Below are 15,498 nucleotides of genomic sequence, written 5' to 3'. Positions count from 1 at the left end.
TTTTTGTGCTCATTGGCAATATGTTAATTGGTTTTTTTATAAACCATTTTTTAGATAAGGAGGAAATGGTTATGAAAATCCGCAGTTTGCTTGTTTGTTGTTTGGCGACGGTTTTGGCGATAGCGGTTTTTGGCGGGTGCGCTACCATCGGTGAAAACCGAAAAGTTTCAGTAGAGGCCCAAGGTTCCTTTTTGGTTATTTTGGAACCCAATCAGGAAAAGGCCGTGGCGCTCACTTGTTCTGATGCGAGCGAGAGCGGAATTGCAAATATTGCGAAGGACCTTAGGTCAAAACTGGAAATCGCTTTGACCGAGAAGGGTTTCGTGATTTCCCCCTCTGCCAAAATTAAGGTAGACGTGAGCATTACTGGTTTTGGCGGAGAGAAGGAAACGATGACCGCTAAGGGTGCCGGATTGGGTGCGGCAGTGGGGTTGACTCCAGGGATTCTTGCTTCCAAAAACAATAGAGGCAAAGGCGCTTTAATCGGCGCGCTTATTGGTGCGGTCGCGGGTGCGGCTACGGAATATGCGACCCGAGAAACCGTGGTCGTGATGAAAGTTGGAGTCAGAGTGGTTGACGTTGATGGGGCAACCGCGACAACCCACATGATTACCAAAGTTGGTGAAATTAATTTGGAGCCAACAGCGGCAGTTGGCGATCTTTCCGATGAAATCGCGAAACGCGTCGCGCAGATGTTTCGCGTCAAAGTCGGAGGTTAAAGATGGTCTTGCCGACCCCGCACAAGTCTCGCGCGAAAAGGCGCCCCTTTGGGAAGGGCGCCTTTACATTTTGTACAGACAAATTATGTCTTTAAATAAGAATTTTTATCGGGTTTTTGGAACCCGATTTTTGTTTGACTTTTTTAGAGGATATGATATAATTGTGGCAGAAAAATAGAGGAGTTTTTTTGTTATCTTTGACATAAAAATTTTTTGAAGGAGGGGCAATTATGGACATGGACAGGGCGAAGGAAATTTTAATTTTGCGCTGGTGGCGCAAAATATGCGTCGTGTTGATTGTCGCAGTGATTTTTTTTGTTCTTACTCGCTGCGCTACCGGTCCGCGCAATATGGCGGAGATGAATCCGCGGCTGGGATCGGAAGCCGGAGAAGTTCTGGTTGTGGTTAAGGGTACGGCGTCGGCGAGAATTTTTTTCTTTGACCGTGCCGGGGCGCTTGTTCAGGATTGGAGTGAAGCCGGAGCAAGTGCGTATTTTACTGTCAACGACCAGGCGGATATCCGGGTTTATCTTGCCCGGTTGCCGTTAGGTTATTATCAAGTGGAAATTCGGCCGTATTATTTCACCGCCATTTTTAGGCAGGCAGCCGAATTACCCATTCGCCGAACTTCGGTTCGGGTGGACGGCAGAGTGGATACTTATGAAAATAAGTATACCATGCGACACTGGGACGCCGTCTTGAATATTCAAACCGGCAAAATTCCAAATCGGCACATGGTTGGGCCGAAGGTGAACGTGTCGGGCACCGGGCCTTTTAAAATTCTTTTAAATGCTTTTTCGGGGGGGAGGTGAAGAATGTGAAAAAGACTTTGGTTTTGGTTTTTTCCGCGGTCGTGTTTTTAAGCGGTTGCGGAGCCGGCGATGTTTTTCGGAAAACCGATTCCGGCATCGGACCGACCATAGGCGACAGAGCCATCATTGGCGTGGGTTCCTGGGGCGGCGCTCCTCAATTGGTTGTAAACGATTATTCCACGCGGATATATCCGCAGGGAATAACACAGCGTTCCCTTCGACCGTCGTCTCTCCCTCGCGAACACGGAGAAGGGATTTATGGGGACCCGCACGTTGTTTTTTTTAAAAATAACGCCCGGGATACCCTTTTCAAAATTTCCTCCAACAGTTGGACGGAGGTATTGGAAATAGGCCCCGGGCAAGTGTCTGCTCCTCAAATGTTTCCGACAGGGAGACATTTGATAGTCATTCGGGGAGAACGGCAGACCAGCATGGGGGTGGATTTTCTCCCGGAGAAGATTATCCCTCATGAAGTTCGTCCCGGAGGCAGGGCGAGAATAGTTAATTTGCGTTAACAAGGGCGGTTTTGGAATCGGAGGGTTCCGAAACCGCCTATTTATTTTTCAAAAAATAAAGAGCCCGCGGTTTTGCGGACCGAGATCAGGCAAGCCCAGTCTTTTAAATTTAAATCTTCCGCGCGCGCTTTTTCCGAAAGCCCGCATCTCGCGAGCGCTTCCGAAGAAATTTTTAAATTGTTTTTAAGCATCTTTCTTTTTTGTGAAAAGCCCTTTTTTACCGTTTCAAAAAATTTTTCTTCTCCAATGCCGTTTTGATGGAAAAAATTCCGCGAGATATTTTCTATTTTTATCACGGCGGAATCGACTTTGGGCGGAGGGGAAAAATTTCCGGCTGAAACGCCGCGCGCTATTTTCGGATTTCCGTACGCCTTGACGCTTATGGACAAAAGGCTCTCTTTTTTATTTTTAGCGCAAATTCTTTCGGCGACTTCTTTTTGAATCATTAAGACCATTGTTTCCGGCTGGTCCCTTGCGGTTAAAAATTTTCTCAAAAACCGTGAAGTGATATAGTAGGGGATATTTGCGACAATTTTAAAATTTTTAATTTTCAAATTTTCAATTTTCAGAATATCGCCGCAAGTCAATTGCAAATTTTTCCTCCCGAAAAATTTTTCTTTTAAGAATTCAACAAGTTTTTCGTCTTTTTCGATGGCGATAACTTTCTTCGCTTTTTCAAGAAGCGCTTCCGTGAGTACGCCTTTCCCGGGTCCGACCTCAAGAACAATATCGGTTTTTTTGAGTTCAGCCGCTTCTATTATGTCGGCGATAATTTTTTTGCCGCCAGCCGACGTATTTAAAAAATGCTGTCCGAGCCGCTTCATATTTCAAGATAATTTGTTGTCGCGATTTCTCCTCTTTCGCCCTCTTCGCCGAAAATCGTCCGGAAAAGTTCCGGCGGAATTTCGTTTAGAAAACGCGAAGGCTTATTTATCTGTTTTCCTCCGAAAAAATTTCGGCTGTAAGCGAAAGAGAGAAAAAGATTTTTACGCGCGCGCGTTAACGCGACGTAAAAAAGCCGGCGTTCTTCTTCTTCGTCTTCAATCGATTGCGGCGGGCGCGAGTAAGGGAAGAGCCCTTCTTCGAGCCCCGCGACAAAAACAGAATTGAATTCAAGCCCTTTCGCCGAATGCACCGTCATTAGTTTTACCGCTTTTTCTCCGTCGGCCACCGTGTCTTGGTCGGTTAAAAGCGCCACATCCTCCAGAAATTTTAAAACTCCTTCTCCCGGCTTTTCCGCGTCATACTTCACGCTTAAAGCCGAGAGTTCTTTCAAGTTTTCAAGGCGCGAAAGTCCTTCTTCCGTTCCGTCTTCAAGATTTTTACCGTATCCGCTTTTTTCGATAATCCAACAAATCGCTTCCGAGAGCGGTTTATTTAGAAGATTTTCTTTTGCCAAGCCAAGAAATGAGAAAAATTCGTCAATTTTTTTTGCCTTATCCGGAGGCAAAGTCCTTCTCGCCAGAAAAGCCATAAACCCTATTTTCCCTATTCCCCTGCCGGGTTCGTTTATTATTCTTTCCACGCTTAAAAGGTCGTCGTTGTTTAAAGCGGCTTTAATGTAAGCGATTATGTCTTTGACTTCTTTTCTTTCAAAAAATCTCGTGCCTATAACGCGGTAGGGAATCTGGCGTTTTAAAAAAGATTCTTCAAGGGCGCGAGATTGGAAATTAGCGCGGTACAAAACAGCGATTTCCGAAAGAGGAATTCCCTCCGATGCGAGCTCTCCTGTCGAAGCCGCTATTATGTCGGCTTCTTCTTTTTCGTTTAGCGCGTCAAAAAGCGCCAGTCCCGAACCTTTTTCCGAGAGCGAAAAAAGTTTTTTGGGTTTTCTCATTTTGTTTTTTCCTATCACTGAATTGGCGGCGTCAAGAATTTTTTGCGTTGAACGGTAATTTTGTTCGAGTAAAACTACTCTTGCTCCCGGCCAGTCTTTTTCAAAATTCAGAATATTTTTAAAGTCCGCGCCCCGAAACCGGTAAATGCTTTGGTCTTCGTCGCCGACAACGCAGATGTTCCTGTGTTTTTCGGCAAGCATTTTTGTCAAAATGTACTGGCTTCTGTTCGTGTCTTGGTATTCATCGATGAGCACGTAGTTCCATTTGTCGCGGTAATGTTCCAGAACGTCCGGATTTTTTTCAAAAAGAAAAACGGTTTCGGAAATGAGATCGTCGAAATCCAGCGCTTTTTGCGCGTCCAGTTTTTTTTCGTATTCTTCCCAGACGCTCGAAAGAATTTTTGGAAAATATTCGGTTTCCGCGTCCGCTGAAAATTCCTCTCTTTTAACAAGTTCTGACTTTTGTTTTGAGATGAGCGATTGCATTTTTTGCGGAGGAAACTGTTTCGGATTAAGCTCGAGCGCCTTCAGACACTTTTTTATCACGCTTAACGAATCTTCTTTGTCTAAAATGGAAAAGCTCGCTGGAAGCCCGATCTTTCCGCTGTTCGTTCTTAATATGGAAGCGCACACGGAGTGGAATGTTCCCATTGCGGGCATGCGCAAAAGGCGGTTGGCGGCTTTTTGTTCCGAGAGCATATTTTTCACCCGATTTTTCATTTCTGCCGCGGCTTTGTTGGTAAAAGTGACTGCTAAAATTTTTTCCGGCGCCACTCCGTTTTGTATCAAATTGGCAATGCGGTGGGTGATGACTTTGGTTTTTCCGGCGCCTGCCCCCGCCACCACCAAAAGCGGACCTTCTATGTGGGAGACCGCTTCTTTTTGGCTTTCGTTTAGCCCGCTTAAAATATCCATATCCCGTAGATTATACTATACTTTTTCAAACTCCAAATTTTTGGTTGGGCAAGCCGCTCTTAGGGCTGTGAACTTCGTGTGGATAAGATTATTGACCCCGGCTTGGCGCCAGGGTAAAATTAAAAGCGTCCCTAATAGTGGATTAATTTTCAGAAAAACGGCTTAAAATATAGACATATCGGTCGCACGCCGTATTCCTAATCCTAATTTAGAGCTTTATTTTAAGAACTAAACAGCCCCTCGAAATTAATTGTGGAAAGGAAAAAACTGATAAATTCCTGGCTGATTGTTTACGGGGCATAAAAAAACTTGTAATTTCAACCCTTATTTTAACGGGCGTTTTTAGTTTTTGTTTTGTTCCGGTTGCAGAGGCCGGATTTTTTTCTTTTTTGGATAAAATCTTAGGAACCGCGGATGCCCAGGGCGACCTTGAAGACGTTATAAGCAACTCTCAGACAGCGCGGCTTCTTAAACCGGTTTTGAACTCGGATTTGTCCGCCGGGAAAGGCGATGGCGGCCCGACAATTGTGAGCCAGAGCGCACTTTTACCGGTAGTGGGACCAAATGGCAGCATGGCTGATATAGAAGAAAATACCCCTGCTTCTGACCGCATAAGCATTTATGTTGTCAGAGAAGGAGATACCCTTACTCAAATCGCGGAAATGTTTGATGTGAGTGTTGATACGATAATCTGGTCAAACAACATCAAGAGAGGAAGCATGATAAATTCCGGCGACATTTTAGTGATACTTCCGGTAACGGGCGTTCGCTATACGGTAAAAAGCGGCGATACCATAGATTCTATCGCCAAGAAGTTTAAGGGGGACAAGGAAGAAATAATTAAATTTAACGATATTGCTTCCGGCGGCAAACTTGCCGTCGGCGATGAAATAATAATACCCGACGGTGAAGCGGCTTACTCTTCTTCTGTTTCAAGCGGCACCTTGCAGCCGGTAAGAAACACGGCAATGCCGAGCTACTCCGGTTATTACATGAGACCGGTTGAAGGAGGCAGAAAAAGCCAGGGACTCCATGGATATAATGGAATTGATTTGGCGACTTCCTGCGGAGAACCGATTTACGCGTCGGCCGCGGGAGATGTTATTGTCAGCAGATCTTACGGTTGGAACGGAGGCTATGGAAATTATTTGGTTATAGCCCATGCAAACGGCACGCAAACTCTTTACGCGCACACTTCAACAAATATAGTGGGAGGAGGCTGGCATGTTGCCAAAGGGCAGGTTATAGGATATGTCGGTTCAACGGGAAAATCTACCGGCTGTCATGTTCACTTTGAAGTTCGCGGTGCTAAAAATCCATTTTAAGAAATAATCGTTAACAAAAATAAAAAGCCCTGGCTGAGGGGCTTTTTGTGTTTAAGAATTTTTACAAAATCTGTTTTGGCCGGTATTGCAGCGCTTCTAAAATATGGTTTTCCGAAATATCCGGCGAGTTTTCAAGATCGGCGATTGTGCGGCCGAGCTTTATTGTTTTGTGGTATGCGCGCGCGGATAAATCCAGTCTGTTTGCCGCCACGTTCAATGTTTGTTTTGTTTTTTCCGAAAGGGGAGCGAATTCTTTTAAATCTTTTGGCCCCATGTCGCTGTTGGTTAAAATTTTTCTTTTTTGAAAACGGCTGGCTTGGATTTCTCGCGCTTTCATTACTCTTTTCCGCACCTCTTCGGATTTTTCAGGCCGTGTTTCTTCGGATGAAAGTTTTTCAATTTCAACCTGCGGCACTTCAAGCCATAAATCTATCCTGTCGGTTATCGGCCCGGAGATTCTTTGTTTGTATTTTAAAAGCGATTGCTGGGGGCAGGTGCATTTTTTTGTTTGCGAGCCGGCATTTCCGCAAGGGCAAGGATTCATTGCGCATACCAAAATAAAATTTGCCGGAAATTTTATCGTTCCCCGAGCTCGCGATACGGTAATAACTCCGTCTTCAAGCGGCTGGCGAAGAGCCTCTATCACTCTTTTTTCAAAAAGCGGAAACTCGTCAAGAAACAAAACTCCCCTATGGCTTAAAGTTATTTCTCCTGGTTTCGGCCATGCTCCTCCGCCGACCAGGGCGACATAAGAAGAAGTGTGATGCGGTGAACGCAACGGACGCGACATCATATAAGGTCCGTTTAATGTCCCCGCCGCGCTGTGAATCGCGGTTGTTTCTATCATTTCTTCAAAAGACATCTCGGGGAGTATTGAAGAAAAAGCTTTGGCAAGCATCGTTTTCCCCGTTCCCGGAGGACCGAACATTGAAACATTATGTCCTCCCGCCGCGGCAATTTCCAAGCCGCGTTTTGCTGTTTCCTGCCCTTTGATGTCGGAAAAATCAAGAGTGGCAATAAATTCTTCCGGGGTGTTCATCCGCGTTTCCTGTTGACGCGCGATTTCGTTTTCTTTTTGAAGATGAGCTGTAAGTTCTTGGAGATTTTTTATGCCAAAAACGGAAACGCCTTTTATAAGCGCGGCTTCCTCGGCGTTTTCAAAAGGGAGGTATATTTCTTTAAATCCGGCTTTTTGGCTCGCTTGCGCCAACCCAAGCGCTCCTTTTATGGGACGCAGATTTCCGTTGAGCCCGAGTTCTCCAAAAAAGATTTTTTCCGAGGCCTCGAAATCAATCTGTTCGGAAACCAGAAGATAGGAAAGGGCTATGGCCAAATCAAAAACCGGCCCTTCTTTTTTAACATCAGCCGGCGCGAGAGATATGGTTATTCTTTTGTTTTTCTTTTGGGGCGAATCAAAACCGCTGTTTTTTATAGCCGCGGAAATTCTGTCTTTTGATTCTTCAACTGCTTTGTCGGGGAGTCCGACAATCGAAAATTTATGAAGCCCCGGGGCGAGATCTATTTCCACGTCAACGATTTCTCCGCTAAGTCCGACAATTTGCCCGGAATTTATTTTTACGCCGTTAGATTGAGGCATAAAAATATTATAATATAAAAGCCGCTTTTAAGGGTATTTTGAGGCATTGACAATATGCGATTTTGAGCGTATAATTCTAAATAGAAAATTGATCTTAAAAAATAATATAGAGGAAAAATAGGGAGGATAAAGAGATGAAAGAAAAAACGTTGTCTACCACAATCGTTGGAATTTTTTTGAGCGCTGGTTTGGCCGCGACATATCTTTTTTTGAAAAGACCTTTTGTGTCGGATTCTAGCCATTTTGGGCTTGACGCTTTTAAGATTTTTGTCGTCTTGGTGCTATTTTTCTCGGTTTTTGACAGCGCGCCGAGAATCTACGAAAAAATTTTTAGAAGGAAAGCGTGGTTTGGAATTGTCCCCAGAAGTTTTACTCTTTTGTTTTTATTTTGGGGCCTTTATTTGCCAAACGTGGACCCTGTTAAAGAAACGAGTTTTTTGGTCTTGCTGATCCTCCTCGGGTTTTGTTCTTTAGACCTTTTTATTTCGCGGAAGGATAAGGCGAGAACAGACAGCCGATTTCTTTTTATTTTTCCTTCTTTGATAGCATTTTTTGTTATTTCCCCGATGTTGTTGGGAATTGTGCTATTTTATATTTTTCATGACATTGCGGCTGTATTTTATTTTTTTCCGAGGATCTACTATCTTTCGTGTTCTTCCTTGGAGTGTATTTTTCTTCTTGCTATCATTTGTTCTTTGCTCAGGTCGGCCGTTTTCAATTTTACGTCCGAGCTCCCGGAATAAAAAATCCCCGCTTTGCGCTTGCGCGCCAGGCGGGGTCTTTTTTATTCCGTAAAGTTTTTTAGCTATTTTTCGCGTGTTTGATGCAGTTTTTTGCCGCGGGCTCGGCCTTGAGCCGCTCTTCGTTTATTTTTTCTCCGCAGGTTTCGCAAACTCCGTATGCGCCGCTTTCTATTTTTTTGAGGGCGTCTTTCACGTCGTTTAAGCGTTCTTCAAGTTCGGATTCAACCGCTTCTTTCGTTATTGATTCTTCAAAGACATCGGCAATTTCGTTTTTGTCCGATGCCATTATGTTCAGGTCCGTCGGCGTTGTTTCCCAGTCACCCGGTTCTTCCGGGTCGGGCTTGGCTATTTTTAGAAGTCCTTCTTCCAGCCGTTTCTTTTCCTCTTCAAGTTTTTCTTTGTAATAATTTGTGTCCATGTTTTTTATTTTGTAATTATTTCATTTTAGGGGCTAGGGAGCAAGCTCCAGCTCCTGGATTATTTCTTTGAATTGTTCTTCGGCTAACGTGATTACAATGTACTTTTTATTAAACAAGGCGTATATGAATTTTGTTTCTCCGTTTTGTTCCGCTGTTCTGGCGTTTTGGTTTGAGACTATTTTATCGGAAAACGCGGCGTCGGTTAAGGGCTTAGCCAGGCTGTCTTCTTCAAAAAGGAAATTCAGGTCGGATAAAATATTTTTTTCCCATTTAAGCATTCCGGCAAAGGCATTTTCGTATTTGCCGTTTTTTATTTCAAAAATAAGAACGGGGACGTTTTCATTTAGAGACATTATCCCTAAAAAGAACCTGTTTTCCAGATAAGGAGAAAGGGCGTTTCCGTTTTCTCCTCCAAAAAACTTTAAAAATTCAACGGACCCGGCGTAAGGGGAAGATTCTTCCCCTGCTTTCTTTATTGGCAGGTAGACGATTTCTCCTATTGTAAAATTTTGAGACAGCGAGCTTTTAACTTGGTTTGAGAAATCGTTTTTTGTTTTGAACTCTATGGTTTTTTGAACTTGGCTTGCCAATATTGGCTGCGGAGCGAATTTTGCCGGGATTTGCTCCGTTTCGGTTTTTTTAAAAAACAAAAAATAAGTTCCCGCGGATGCAAGAATTATCAGCGCAATGCCCGCAATCAGGGCAGAGATTTTGTTTTGGGAGAAAAATCCGGCCTTCGGATTTTGCGCGCCGTACGGATTTTGCGATTGCTGTCTCAGATAGATATCCGTAAGAGAAAATTCTCCTTTCCTTGCTGTTTCGGAAAGGTCCGACCTGAGAGTTCTAAGCGAACGGAGTTTTGCCGGCCTGCTTTCATTTTGCGTTTGCGCTTGTTTAGCGTTTTCTTTTTCAATGCTACCTGTGTCTGAAATTTTTTCCATCGCGCTCGTTTTGCCCGCGTCCTCCGTTTCCGCTTTCTCCATTGTTTGGTTTTGCTGTCTGTTGTTTTCCTGAGGCATAATTGGGGTCCGCTTGTTTTAATGAAAAATTAAGCCGGCCCATATCGTCTATATTAACAAGTTTTACCGGAATTGTGTCGCCCGTGTTTACGATATCGGTGACTCTCTCCACTCTGAACGGCGCGAGCTCCGAAACATGTATAAGCCCTTCGTGCCCTCCTTTTACTTCAACCATGGCGCCGAATTCAAAAATTCTTGTCACTACTCCCTGGAATATTTCCCCGGGTTTGGGTTCATAGGTTATTTCTTCAACGATTCCTTTCGCTTTTTGCACGGCTTCTTCTTCAACGCCGGTTATGAAAACGCGGCCGTCTTCTTCTATGTCTATTTCAACGCCGGTGGAGTCTATGATTTTGTTTATGGTTCTTCCTCCGGGGCCTATCAGCGCGCCTTTCTTTTCCGGATTTATCTGCACGATGATTATTTTGGGAGCGTATCGCGAAACCTGTTTTTTCGGTTCTGCAATCGCGCTTTTGATGACTTCAAGAATTTCAAGCCTCGCTTTTCTGCTTTGTTTCAATATGTCCTCTATCATCTTTAACGTGATGCCCTGAATTTTTACGTCCATTTGCAAGGCCGTTATTCCTTTTTCTGTTCCGGCAACTTTAAAATCCGTGTCGCCGTGGTGGTCTTCAGGGCCTTGAATGTCGGTTAAAACTTTATAATCGTTTTCGTCTTTCATCATTAGCCCCATCGCGATTCCGGAAACGGGAGATTCTATCGGAACACCCGCGTCCATGAGAGCCATTGTTGAAGCGCAAACAGAACCCATTGAAGACGAACCGTTTGAAGACAGTGTTTCCGAGACCACTCGTATTGTGTAGGGGAATTTTTCTTTTGGAGGTATTACCGCAAACAGGGCTTTTTCGGCCAAAGCGCCGTGCCCGATTGACCGCCTTCCCGGATTTCCGAGTTTTCCTATCTCTCCGACGGAAAAAGGAGGGAAGTTATAGTGGTGGATAAAATGTTTTTTTTCGCTTACCTCCATCCCTTCAATAATGAGAAAATCGGAAGGTGATCCAAGCGTTGCCACGGAAAGCACGTGAGTCATTCCTCGATAAAATAATCCCGAGCCGTGAGCGCGCGGAAGCACGCCTGTTTCCGAAGAAAGAGTCCTGATTTCGTCGAATTTTCTTCCGTCGGGACGCATGTTTTTTTCAAGGGCGTTTTTATGAATTGCGTCGTTTACCGTTTCTTCCATCATCTCCGAGGCCATGCCGAAAAAAGAAGATTCGGAACCGATTTCTTTTTTCACTGTTTCCATCAATTCGTGTTTCAGTTCGTCGAGCATTTCAGAATGAGCTTTTTTCGGTTTAGGTTCCGAAAGCGTTTGATCGATGCGTTCTTTGAAAGATTTTTCAAAAAGGCGCGTTAATTCTTCCGGGCGTTTTTTGGCGGTTATCCGCCGTTTTTCTTTGCCGATTTCCGAGGCTATTTTTTTCTGAAAGTTTTCAAGTTTTTCTAATTCGGGCATGGCCGTTTCAATCGCGGCTAAAATAGTTTCTTCCGGAATTTGTCCGGCCTTTCCTTCTATCATGTTCACCTTACCGTTTTTGCCGCAGATGATGAGGTCGATATCCGACAATTTTTTTTCTTCGTAAGTCGGGTTTATTACGAACTTGCCGTCTATTTTCCCTACTCTTACGCTGCTTACGGGTCCGTCCCACGGTATGTCAGAGCAGGAAAGCGCCAAAGAGGCCGCGAGTATCGCGATGGCGTCCGGGTCGTTGTTTTCGTCAACGCAGAGAGCGGTGGCTACGACTTGAGTTTCATTTTTGATTTTTTTGTCGAAAAGAGGTCTTATGGTGCGGTCTATCATTCTGCCGTTCAGTATCGCTTCGTCGGAAGGTTTTCCTTCGCGTCTTACGAACCTGCTTCCGAGAATTTTTCCGGCGGCGTAAAATTTTTCTTCGTAATCAACCATCAAAGGGAAGTGATCAAGCCCTTCTTTCTGTTCGTTTGTCATCACTGCGGTGGCGAGAATCGTTGTTTCGCCGTATTTAAGCACAACCGAACCGTTCGCCTGTTCGGTTAAATCGGAAAATTCAGCCGTTAAAGGACGGCCCGCCACTTCAATCTCGTATTTTTTTGAGTTCGTCATTGTTTTTAGCGGCGCCGGCTTACGAATTCATGCGAATGGGGCGAATTTTTATTCGTGCCGTTCGTATGCATTCGTAGGCTTTTACCGCGCTGTTTAATTGTTAATTTTTTAATTTTTTATATCAAGTATTTTTTGGGGCTTTCTCCCAAGTCCAGAAAATCGTCCGTAGATTCTCTTAAGCGGGAAGACGTGGATTTGGCAAAAGCGATTATTTCCACCTGTTTTCCTTTTCCTTTTAGGTATTCCACAAGCGGAACAAAATCTCCGTCTCCGGTGATAAGCACTATGGCGTCTATCGCTGAATCCGCCAAACGAATCGCGTCAACGGTAAGCCCGACATCCCAGTCGGCTTTCTTCATTCCTCCGTGAAAAATTTGAAGGTCTTTTATTTTCAATTCAATCCCTATTTTTTCAAGAGCGTCAAAAAAGGATTTTTCTTCACCCGACTCAGTGCGGATGACATAACTTATCGCTCTTATGAGCTGTCGTCCTCCTACCGCTGTTTTCAGAACCTCTTTAAAATTTACTTTTTGCTTGTAAAGCGCTTTGGCTGAATGGTACATGTTTTGCACGTCAATCAAAACAGCCACGCGCTGGTTTTTATGTTTAATGAGGCCCATATGTTAAATATTATTTTTCGTCTTCGACTTCCGTGGGAGTTTCGGCTTTCTTGTCGCTTAAAGAGCGGTTTTTCTTCAGCCCGAGTTTTTTTACCGTTTCCGCGTATTGTTCGGAGCTTGATTTTTTAAGATAGTCCATGAGGGATTTTCTCTTTGAAACCATTTTGAGAAGGCCTCTGCGGGAATGGTTGTCTTTGGGGTTTTCTTTAAGATGTCCGGTGAGCATTTTAATTCTCTCCGTCAAAACCGCGACCTGCACTTCCGAAGAACCGGTGTCCTTTTCGTGCACCCGGTATTTTTTGATGATTTTTTCTTTTTCTTTTGTTGGAATCGACATTGTTAAAATTTTAGTTTATTTTTTTGTTTTTTTCAAATATTTGACCTCGCCCCCGAAAGCAGGGCGAGGCTTCGGCTTCCGGCATAGAGGGGTATCACAAAACGCCGGCCGCCTGCATCTTTTCTATCAGTTTTTTGGGGTATTGTCAACTGCTTGTTATTATAATAATTGTGCGACATAAAAACTTGCTGTAAAATGTAATTATGAATTTGAAAGAACTCAAAAAACGTTATCTTGAATATATTGAAATAGAGCGAGGCCGTTCGCTTAAAACGGTTGAAAATTACGACAGGTATTTAACTCGTTTTTTGGAATTTTCAAAATTGGAATCTCCGCGAGAAATAGAAGATGAAAACGTTCGCGAATTTCGTTTGTATTTGAACCGTCAAGGATTAAAGAAAAAAAGCCAAAATTATTATCTCATCGCCTTGCGGAATTTTTTGAAATATTTTGTAAAAAACGAAATAAAAAGCCTTTCGCCCGAACGCATTGAACTTGCCAAAATTGGAGAACGTCAGATTGATTTGATTTCAGCAAGCGAACTTTCGCGGCTTCTTGCCGCGCCAAAAGGGAATAATCTGAAATTTTTCCGCGACAAGGCGATTTTGGAACTTTTGTTTTCAACAGGGCTTCGCGTGTCCGAACTTTGCGGGCTTAACATTGACGATGTTGATTTGAAAAAAGACGAGTTTTCCGTGCGGGGAAAAGGAGAAAAAGTACGTCTGGTTTTTTTATCGCAGAGCGCCAAGGCGGCGTTGAAAAATTATTTGGACAAAAGAACCGGAATAGGCGAGGAATCTCTTTTTATCAACGCGATGGGCGGCAGGCTTACTCCGCGCTCCGTTGAAAGAATAGTAAAGAGCCGCGCTGTAGAAGCGGGAATTTCAAAAAAAACCACACCTCATATTTTACGCCATTCGTTTGCCACTGATCTTTTGGAAAATGGCGCAGATTTGCGTTCGGTTCAGCAGATGCTCGGGCACTCAAGCATTACGACAACTCAGATTTACACGCACGTTACGGACAGGAGGCTTAAAGAAATTCATAAAAATTTTCACGGGAAGAACAGAACCTAAAAAAATAACCCCGTTTCGGCATTTCGCCGAAACGGGGTTATAAGGTTATGGTGTGTCATTAACAAAATCCGAAATCGTGGCTCCGCCGCGCCGATGACAATTTCAAGTTTTTCTTTGGTGGCTCCCGAATTCAGATTAATAAGAATTTTTAACATCTTTTCTTGCAATGACAACAGCAATCATAGTAAGCACACTTATGAGAGTAGGAAACCATACTTGTGAAAACCATGGAACTGGAATCAAGAAAAGGACATCGGGAGTTAATAGAGATGAAGGCCAACGAACTGTGGCCCATAAACCAATGTAGTAAAAAATATCCCAAGTAGCGAAAGCCCAGAGAAATATCGCCCAACGCTCCCGCAAAGATTTAACTGCTATAAGAGCTATACTAAGCAACATAATCATGGTAGCGGCTTCCCGAAAAAATTCTACTGCCAACAAACTCTTGGGCAACTCGCCAAGAATTTGGGCTTGTTGGTAAATATTAACAGAAAGTCGAGCGACATCAGAAAGTGTGCCACCGTATCCAGGAAGAAGTCCTACTGCGGCACGGAGATAAACTACAACCGATGCTTCAACAAATCCAAATGCAACGCCGAACAAACCAGAAATAACAAGAGTCCATTTTGAAATTACAAGCCCTTCCTTCCGCCATAAATAATACGAAACAAATGGAATGGCTATCAAAAAATTTACCCACCAAGGTTGTGCAAAAAGCGTAAATTCATTCATAAACTTATGATTCAAAAATTTTCTTTTCCCAAAATTAAAATGCAGTTCGAGCCGATATTTTTTCAGGTTCTTTGGCAGTTTTCTAAAATATGGACCCGAGGGGAATCGAACCCCTTACTCTTCCATGCCATGGAAGTGTGTTACCGGTATACTACGGGCCCGGCTCGTTTTTGCCCCCACCAAGAATCGAACTTGGATCTAGGGCTTAGGAGTCCCTTGTTCTATCCATTGAACTATGGAGGCGTATGACTAAATTTTTAAAAGTTCCGACAAGAGATGTTTGTCAAAGCCTACTACAAATTCGCCGTTTACCTCTATCACCGGCACGCCCATTTGTCCGGTTTTTTCAACCATTTCTTTGCGTTTTTCCATGTCGCTGTAAACATCGTGTTCTTCGTATTCAACTCCTTTTTCTTTAAACCACTCTTTTGCCATCTGGCAGTATCCGCAAGTAGGAGTCGTGTAAATTGCCACTTTGCTCATTATATAAATTTAATTTTAGCTGATAATCGCTAACTAAACCCGCTTGCTTTTCTGGTAGGCAGTTCGGCTACGGAAAAAAGCAGGTTTCCTGCTTTATAAAGTTTGCTAAAACTCGCTCGCTGTGCGTTTATTTTACCATACTCGAACCTTTTTCCAAAATCGCTGAACGAAAGATAATCGCACGCGCGGAGCGCGTGGTAATGTGAAAGTTTTTCGTACGCTCGGATAACGAACCCCGCCACGGCTGC

17 protein-coding genes and 2 tRNA genes are annotated in these 15,498 nt (G+C 43.8%); 6 read left to right on the top strand and 13 right to left on the bottom strand.

Annotated elements, in window-relative coordinates; genetic code table 11:
- Window positions 1-20: 20 nt before the first annotated feature.
- From PHC85_03120 to PHC85_03110, 3 genes are all read left to right on the top strand, one after another.
- Complete coding sequence (locus PHC85_03120; protein MDD5033072.1) at window positions 21-719, top strand: YMGG-like glycine zipper-containing protein; 699 nt, start codon at window positions 21-23, stop codon at window positions 717-719.
- 230 nt (window positions 720-949) lie between these two features.
- On the top strand, window positions 950-1,531 hold the full coding sequence (locus PHC85_03115; protein MDD5033071.1) for a hypothetical protein: 582 nt from the start codon (window positions 950-952) through the stop codon (window positions 1,529-1,531).
- Window positions 1,528-2,046 (top strand): hypothetical protein, encoded by a 519-nt coding sequence (locus tag PHC85_03110; GenBank protein MDD5033070.1) that lies wholly within the window; start codon window positions 1,528-1,530, stop codon window positions 2,044-2,046. Before PHC85_03115 ends, PHC85_03110 begins: the two co-directional genes overlap by 4 nt.
- A gap of 41 nt (window positions 2,047-2,087) precedes the next feature.
- Here the strand turns inward: PHC85_03110 and rsmA are convergent, their stop codons facing one another.
- Window positions 2,088-2,870 carry a 16S rRNA (adenine(1518)-N(6)/adenine(1519)-N(6))-dimethyltransferase RsmA gene (gene rsmA, locus PHC85_03105; GenBank protein MDD5033069.1) on the bottom strand — a complete coding sequence of 261 codons (783 nt, stop codon included), beginning with the start codon at window positions 2,868-2,870 and terminating at the stop codon, window positions 2,088-2,090.
- Window positions 2,867-4,798, bottom strand: coding sequence for a UvrD-helicase domain-containing protein (locus tag PHC85_03100; protein MDD5033068.1), 1,932 nt, complete (start codon window positions 4,796-4,798; stop codon window positions 2,867-2,869). The genes rsmA and PHC85_03100 overlap by 4 nt, the downstream gene beginning before the upstream one ends.
- A gap of 389 nt (window positions 4,799-5,187) precedes the next feature.
- Between PHC85_03100 and PHC85_03095 the strand changes: the two genes are divergently transcribed.
- A complete protein-coding gene (locus tag PHC85_03095; GenBank protein ID MDD5033067.1) occupies window positions 5,188-6,123 on the top strand; it encodes a M23 family metallopeptidase in 936 nt (311 codons plus the stop codon).
- A 61-nt stretch (window positions 6,124-6,184) separates the two neighbouring features.
- Here PHC85_03095 and PHC85_03090 read toward each other — a convergent pair whose 3' ends face one another.
- On the bottom strand, window positions 6,185-7,720 hold the full coding sequence (locus tag PHC85_03090; protein MDD5033066.1) for a YifB family Mg chelatase-like AAA ATPase: 1,536 nt from the start codon (window positions 7,718-7,720) through the stop codon (window positions 6,185-6,187).
- A 134-nt stretch (window positions 7,721-7,854) separates the two neighbouring features.
- Between PHC85_03090 and PHC85_03085 the strand changes: the two genes are divergently transcribed.
- A complete protein-coding gene (locus PHC85_03085) occupies window positions 7,855-8,463 on the top strand; it encodes a hypothetical protein (protein ID MDD5033065.1) in 609 nt (202 codons plus the stop codon).
- A gap of 58 nt (window positions 8,464-8,521) precedes the next feature.
- Here PHC85_03085 and PHC85_03080 read toward each other — a convergent pair whose 3' ends face one another.
- From PHC85_03080 to rpsO, 5 genes are all read right to left on the bottom strand, one after another.
- Entirely contained in the window at window positions 8,522-8,881 is a 360-nt protein-coding gene (locus tag PHC85_03080; GenBank protein MDD5033064.1) for a TraR/DksA C4-type zinc finger protein, read from the bottom strand.
- A gap of 33 nt (window positions 8,882-8,914) precedes the next feature.
- Window positions 8,915-9,865, bottom strand: a complete 951-nt coding sequence (locus PHC85_03075) for a hypothetical protein (GenBank protein ID MDD5033063.1) — start codon at window positions 9,863-9,865, stop codon at window positions 8,915-8,917.
- On the bottom strand, window positions 9,798-12,002 hold the full coding sequence (locus tag PHC85_03070) for a polyribonucleotide nucleotidyltransferase (GenBank protein ID MDD5033062.1): 2,205 nt from the start codon (window positions 12,000-12,002) through the stop codon (window positions 9,798-9,800). Before PHC85_03070 ends, PHC85_03075 begins: the two co-directional genes overlap by 68 nt.
- A gap of 116 nt (window positions 12,003-12,118) precedes the next feature.
- Window positions 12,119-12,622, bottom strand: coding sequence for an NYN domain-containing protein (locus PHC85_03065; protein ID MDD5033061.1), 504 nt, complete (start codon window positions 12,620-12,622; stop codon window positions 12,119-12,121).
- A gap of 10 nt (window positions 12,623-12,632) precedes the next feature.
- Complete coding sequence (gene rpsO, locus PHC85_03060; protein MDD5033060.1) at window positions 12,633-12,959, bottom strand: 30S ribosomal protein S15; 327 nt, start codon at window positions 12,957-12,959, stop codon at window positions 12,633-12,635.
- A 203-nt stretch (window positions 12,960-13,162) separates the two neighbouring features.
- Between rpsO and PHC85_03055 the strand changes: the two genes are divergently transcribed.
- Window positions 13,163-14,035: a tyrosine-type recombinase/integrase gene (locus tag PHC85_03055; GenBank protein ID MDD5033059.1), complete on the top strand. Its 873-nt coding sequence runs from the start codon at window positions 13,163-13,165 to the stop codon at window positions 14,033-14,035.
- 135 nt (window positions 14,036-14,170) lie between these two features.
- Here the strand turns inward: PHC85_03055 and PHC85_03050 are convergent, their stop codons facing one another.
- The 5 genes from PHC85_03050 to PHC85_03030 form a co-directional block, all read right to left on the bottom strand.
- A complete protein-coding gene (locus PHC85_03050; protein ID MDD5033058.1) occupies window positions 14,171-14,767 on the bottom strand; it encodes a hypothetical protein in 597 nt (198 codons plus the stop codon).
- Between the two features lie 90 nt (window positions 14,768-14,857).
- Window positions 14,858-14,928, bottom strand: a tRNA-Ala gene (locus PHC85_03045).
- A gap of 10 nt (window positions 14,929-14,938) precedes the next feature.
- Window positions 14,939-15,010, bottom strand: a tRNA-Arg gene (locus PHC85_03040).
- A gap of 6 nt (window positions 15,011-15,016) precedes the next feature.
- Window positions 15,017-15,250 (bottom strand): Uxx-star family glutaredoxin-like (seleno)protein, encoded by a 234-nt coding sequence (locus PHC85_03035; GenBank protein MDD5033057.1) that lies wholly within the window; start codon window positions 15,248-15,250, stop codon window positions 15,017-15,019.
- A gap of 29 nt (window positions 15,251-15,279) precedes the next feature.
- Window positions 15,280-15,498: hypothetical protein (locus tag PHC85_03030; GenBank protein ID MDD5033056.1), on the bottom strand; the 219-nt coding region annotated here is incomplete at its 5' end.

This window comes from Candidatus Paceibacterota bacterium, assembly GCA_028711505.1.
GTDB lineage: Bacteria > Patescibacteriota > Minisyncoccia > JAHISW01 > Tagabacteraceae > JAQTSC01.
This window is presented reverse-complemented; position numbering and strand designations above follow the sequence as displayed.

Excerpts from the sequence above, each read along its gene's own strand:
- PHC85_03120 (MDD5033072.1), top strand. The coding sequence starts at position 21 with ATGTTAATTGGTTTTTTTATAAACCATTTTTTAGATAAGGAGGAAATG.
- PHC85_03115 (MDD5033071.1), top strand. The coding sequence starts at position 950 with ATGGACATGGACAGGGCGAAGGAAATTTTAATTTTGCGCTGGTGGCGC.
- rsmA (MDD5033069.1), bottom strand. The coding sequence starts at position 2,870 with ATGAAGCGGCTCGGACAGCATTTTTTAAATACGTCGGCTGGCGGCAAA.
- PHC85_03100 (MDD5033068.1), bottom strand. The coding sequence starts at position 4,798 with ATGGATATTTTAAGCGGGCTAAACGAAAGCCAAAAAGAAGCGGTCTCC.
- PHC85_03090 (MDD5033066.1), bottom strand. The coding sequence starts at position 7,720 with ATGCCTCAATCTAACGGCGTAAAAATAAATTCCGGGCAAATTGTCGGA.
- PHC85_03085 (MDD5033065.1), top strand. The coding sequence starts at position 7,855 with ATGAAAGAAAAAACGTTGTCTACCACAATCGTTGGAATTTTTTTGAGC.
- PHC85_03080 (MDD5033064.1), bottom strand. The coding sequence starts at position 8,881 with ATGGACACAAATTATTACAAAGAAAAACTTGAAGAGGAAAAGAAACGG.
- PHC85_03075 (MDD5033063.1), bottom strand. The coding sequence starts at position 9,865 with ATGGAGAAAGCGGAAACGGAGGACGCGGGCAAAACGAGCGCGATGGAA.
- PHC85_03070 (MDD5033062.1), bottom strand. The coding sequence starts at position 12,002 with ATGACGAACTCAAAAAAATACGAGATTGAAGTGGCGGGCCGTCCTTTA.
- PHC85_03065 (MDD5033061.1), bottom strand. The coding sequence starts at position 12,622 with ATGGGCCTCATTAAACATAAAAACCAGCGCGTGGCTGTTTTGATTGAC.
- rpsO (MDD5033060.1), bottom strand. The coding sequence starts at position 12,959 with ATGTCGATTCCAACAAAAGAAAAAGAAAAAATCATCAAAAAATACCGG.
- PHC85_03055 (MDD5033059.1), top strand. The coding sequence starts at position 13,163 with ATGAATTTGAAAGAACTCAAAAAACGTTATCTTGAATATATTGAAATA.
- PHC85_03050 (MDD5033058.1), bottom strand. The coding sequence starts at position 14,767 with ATGAATGAATTTACGCTTTTTGCACAACCTTGGTGGGTAAATTTTTTG.
- PHC85_03035 (MDD5033057.1), bottom strand. The coding sequence starts at position 15,250 with ATGAGCAAAGTGGCAATTTACACGACTCCTACTTGCGGATACTGCCAG.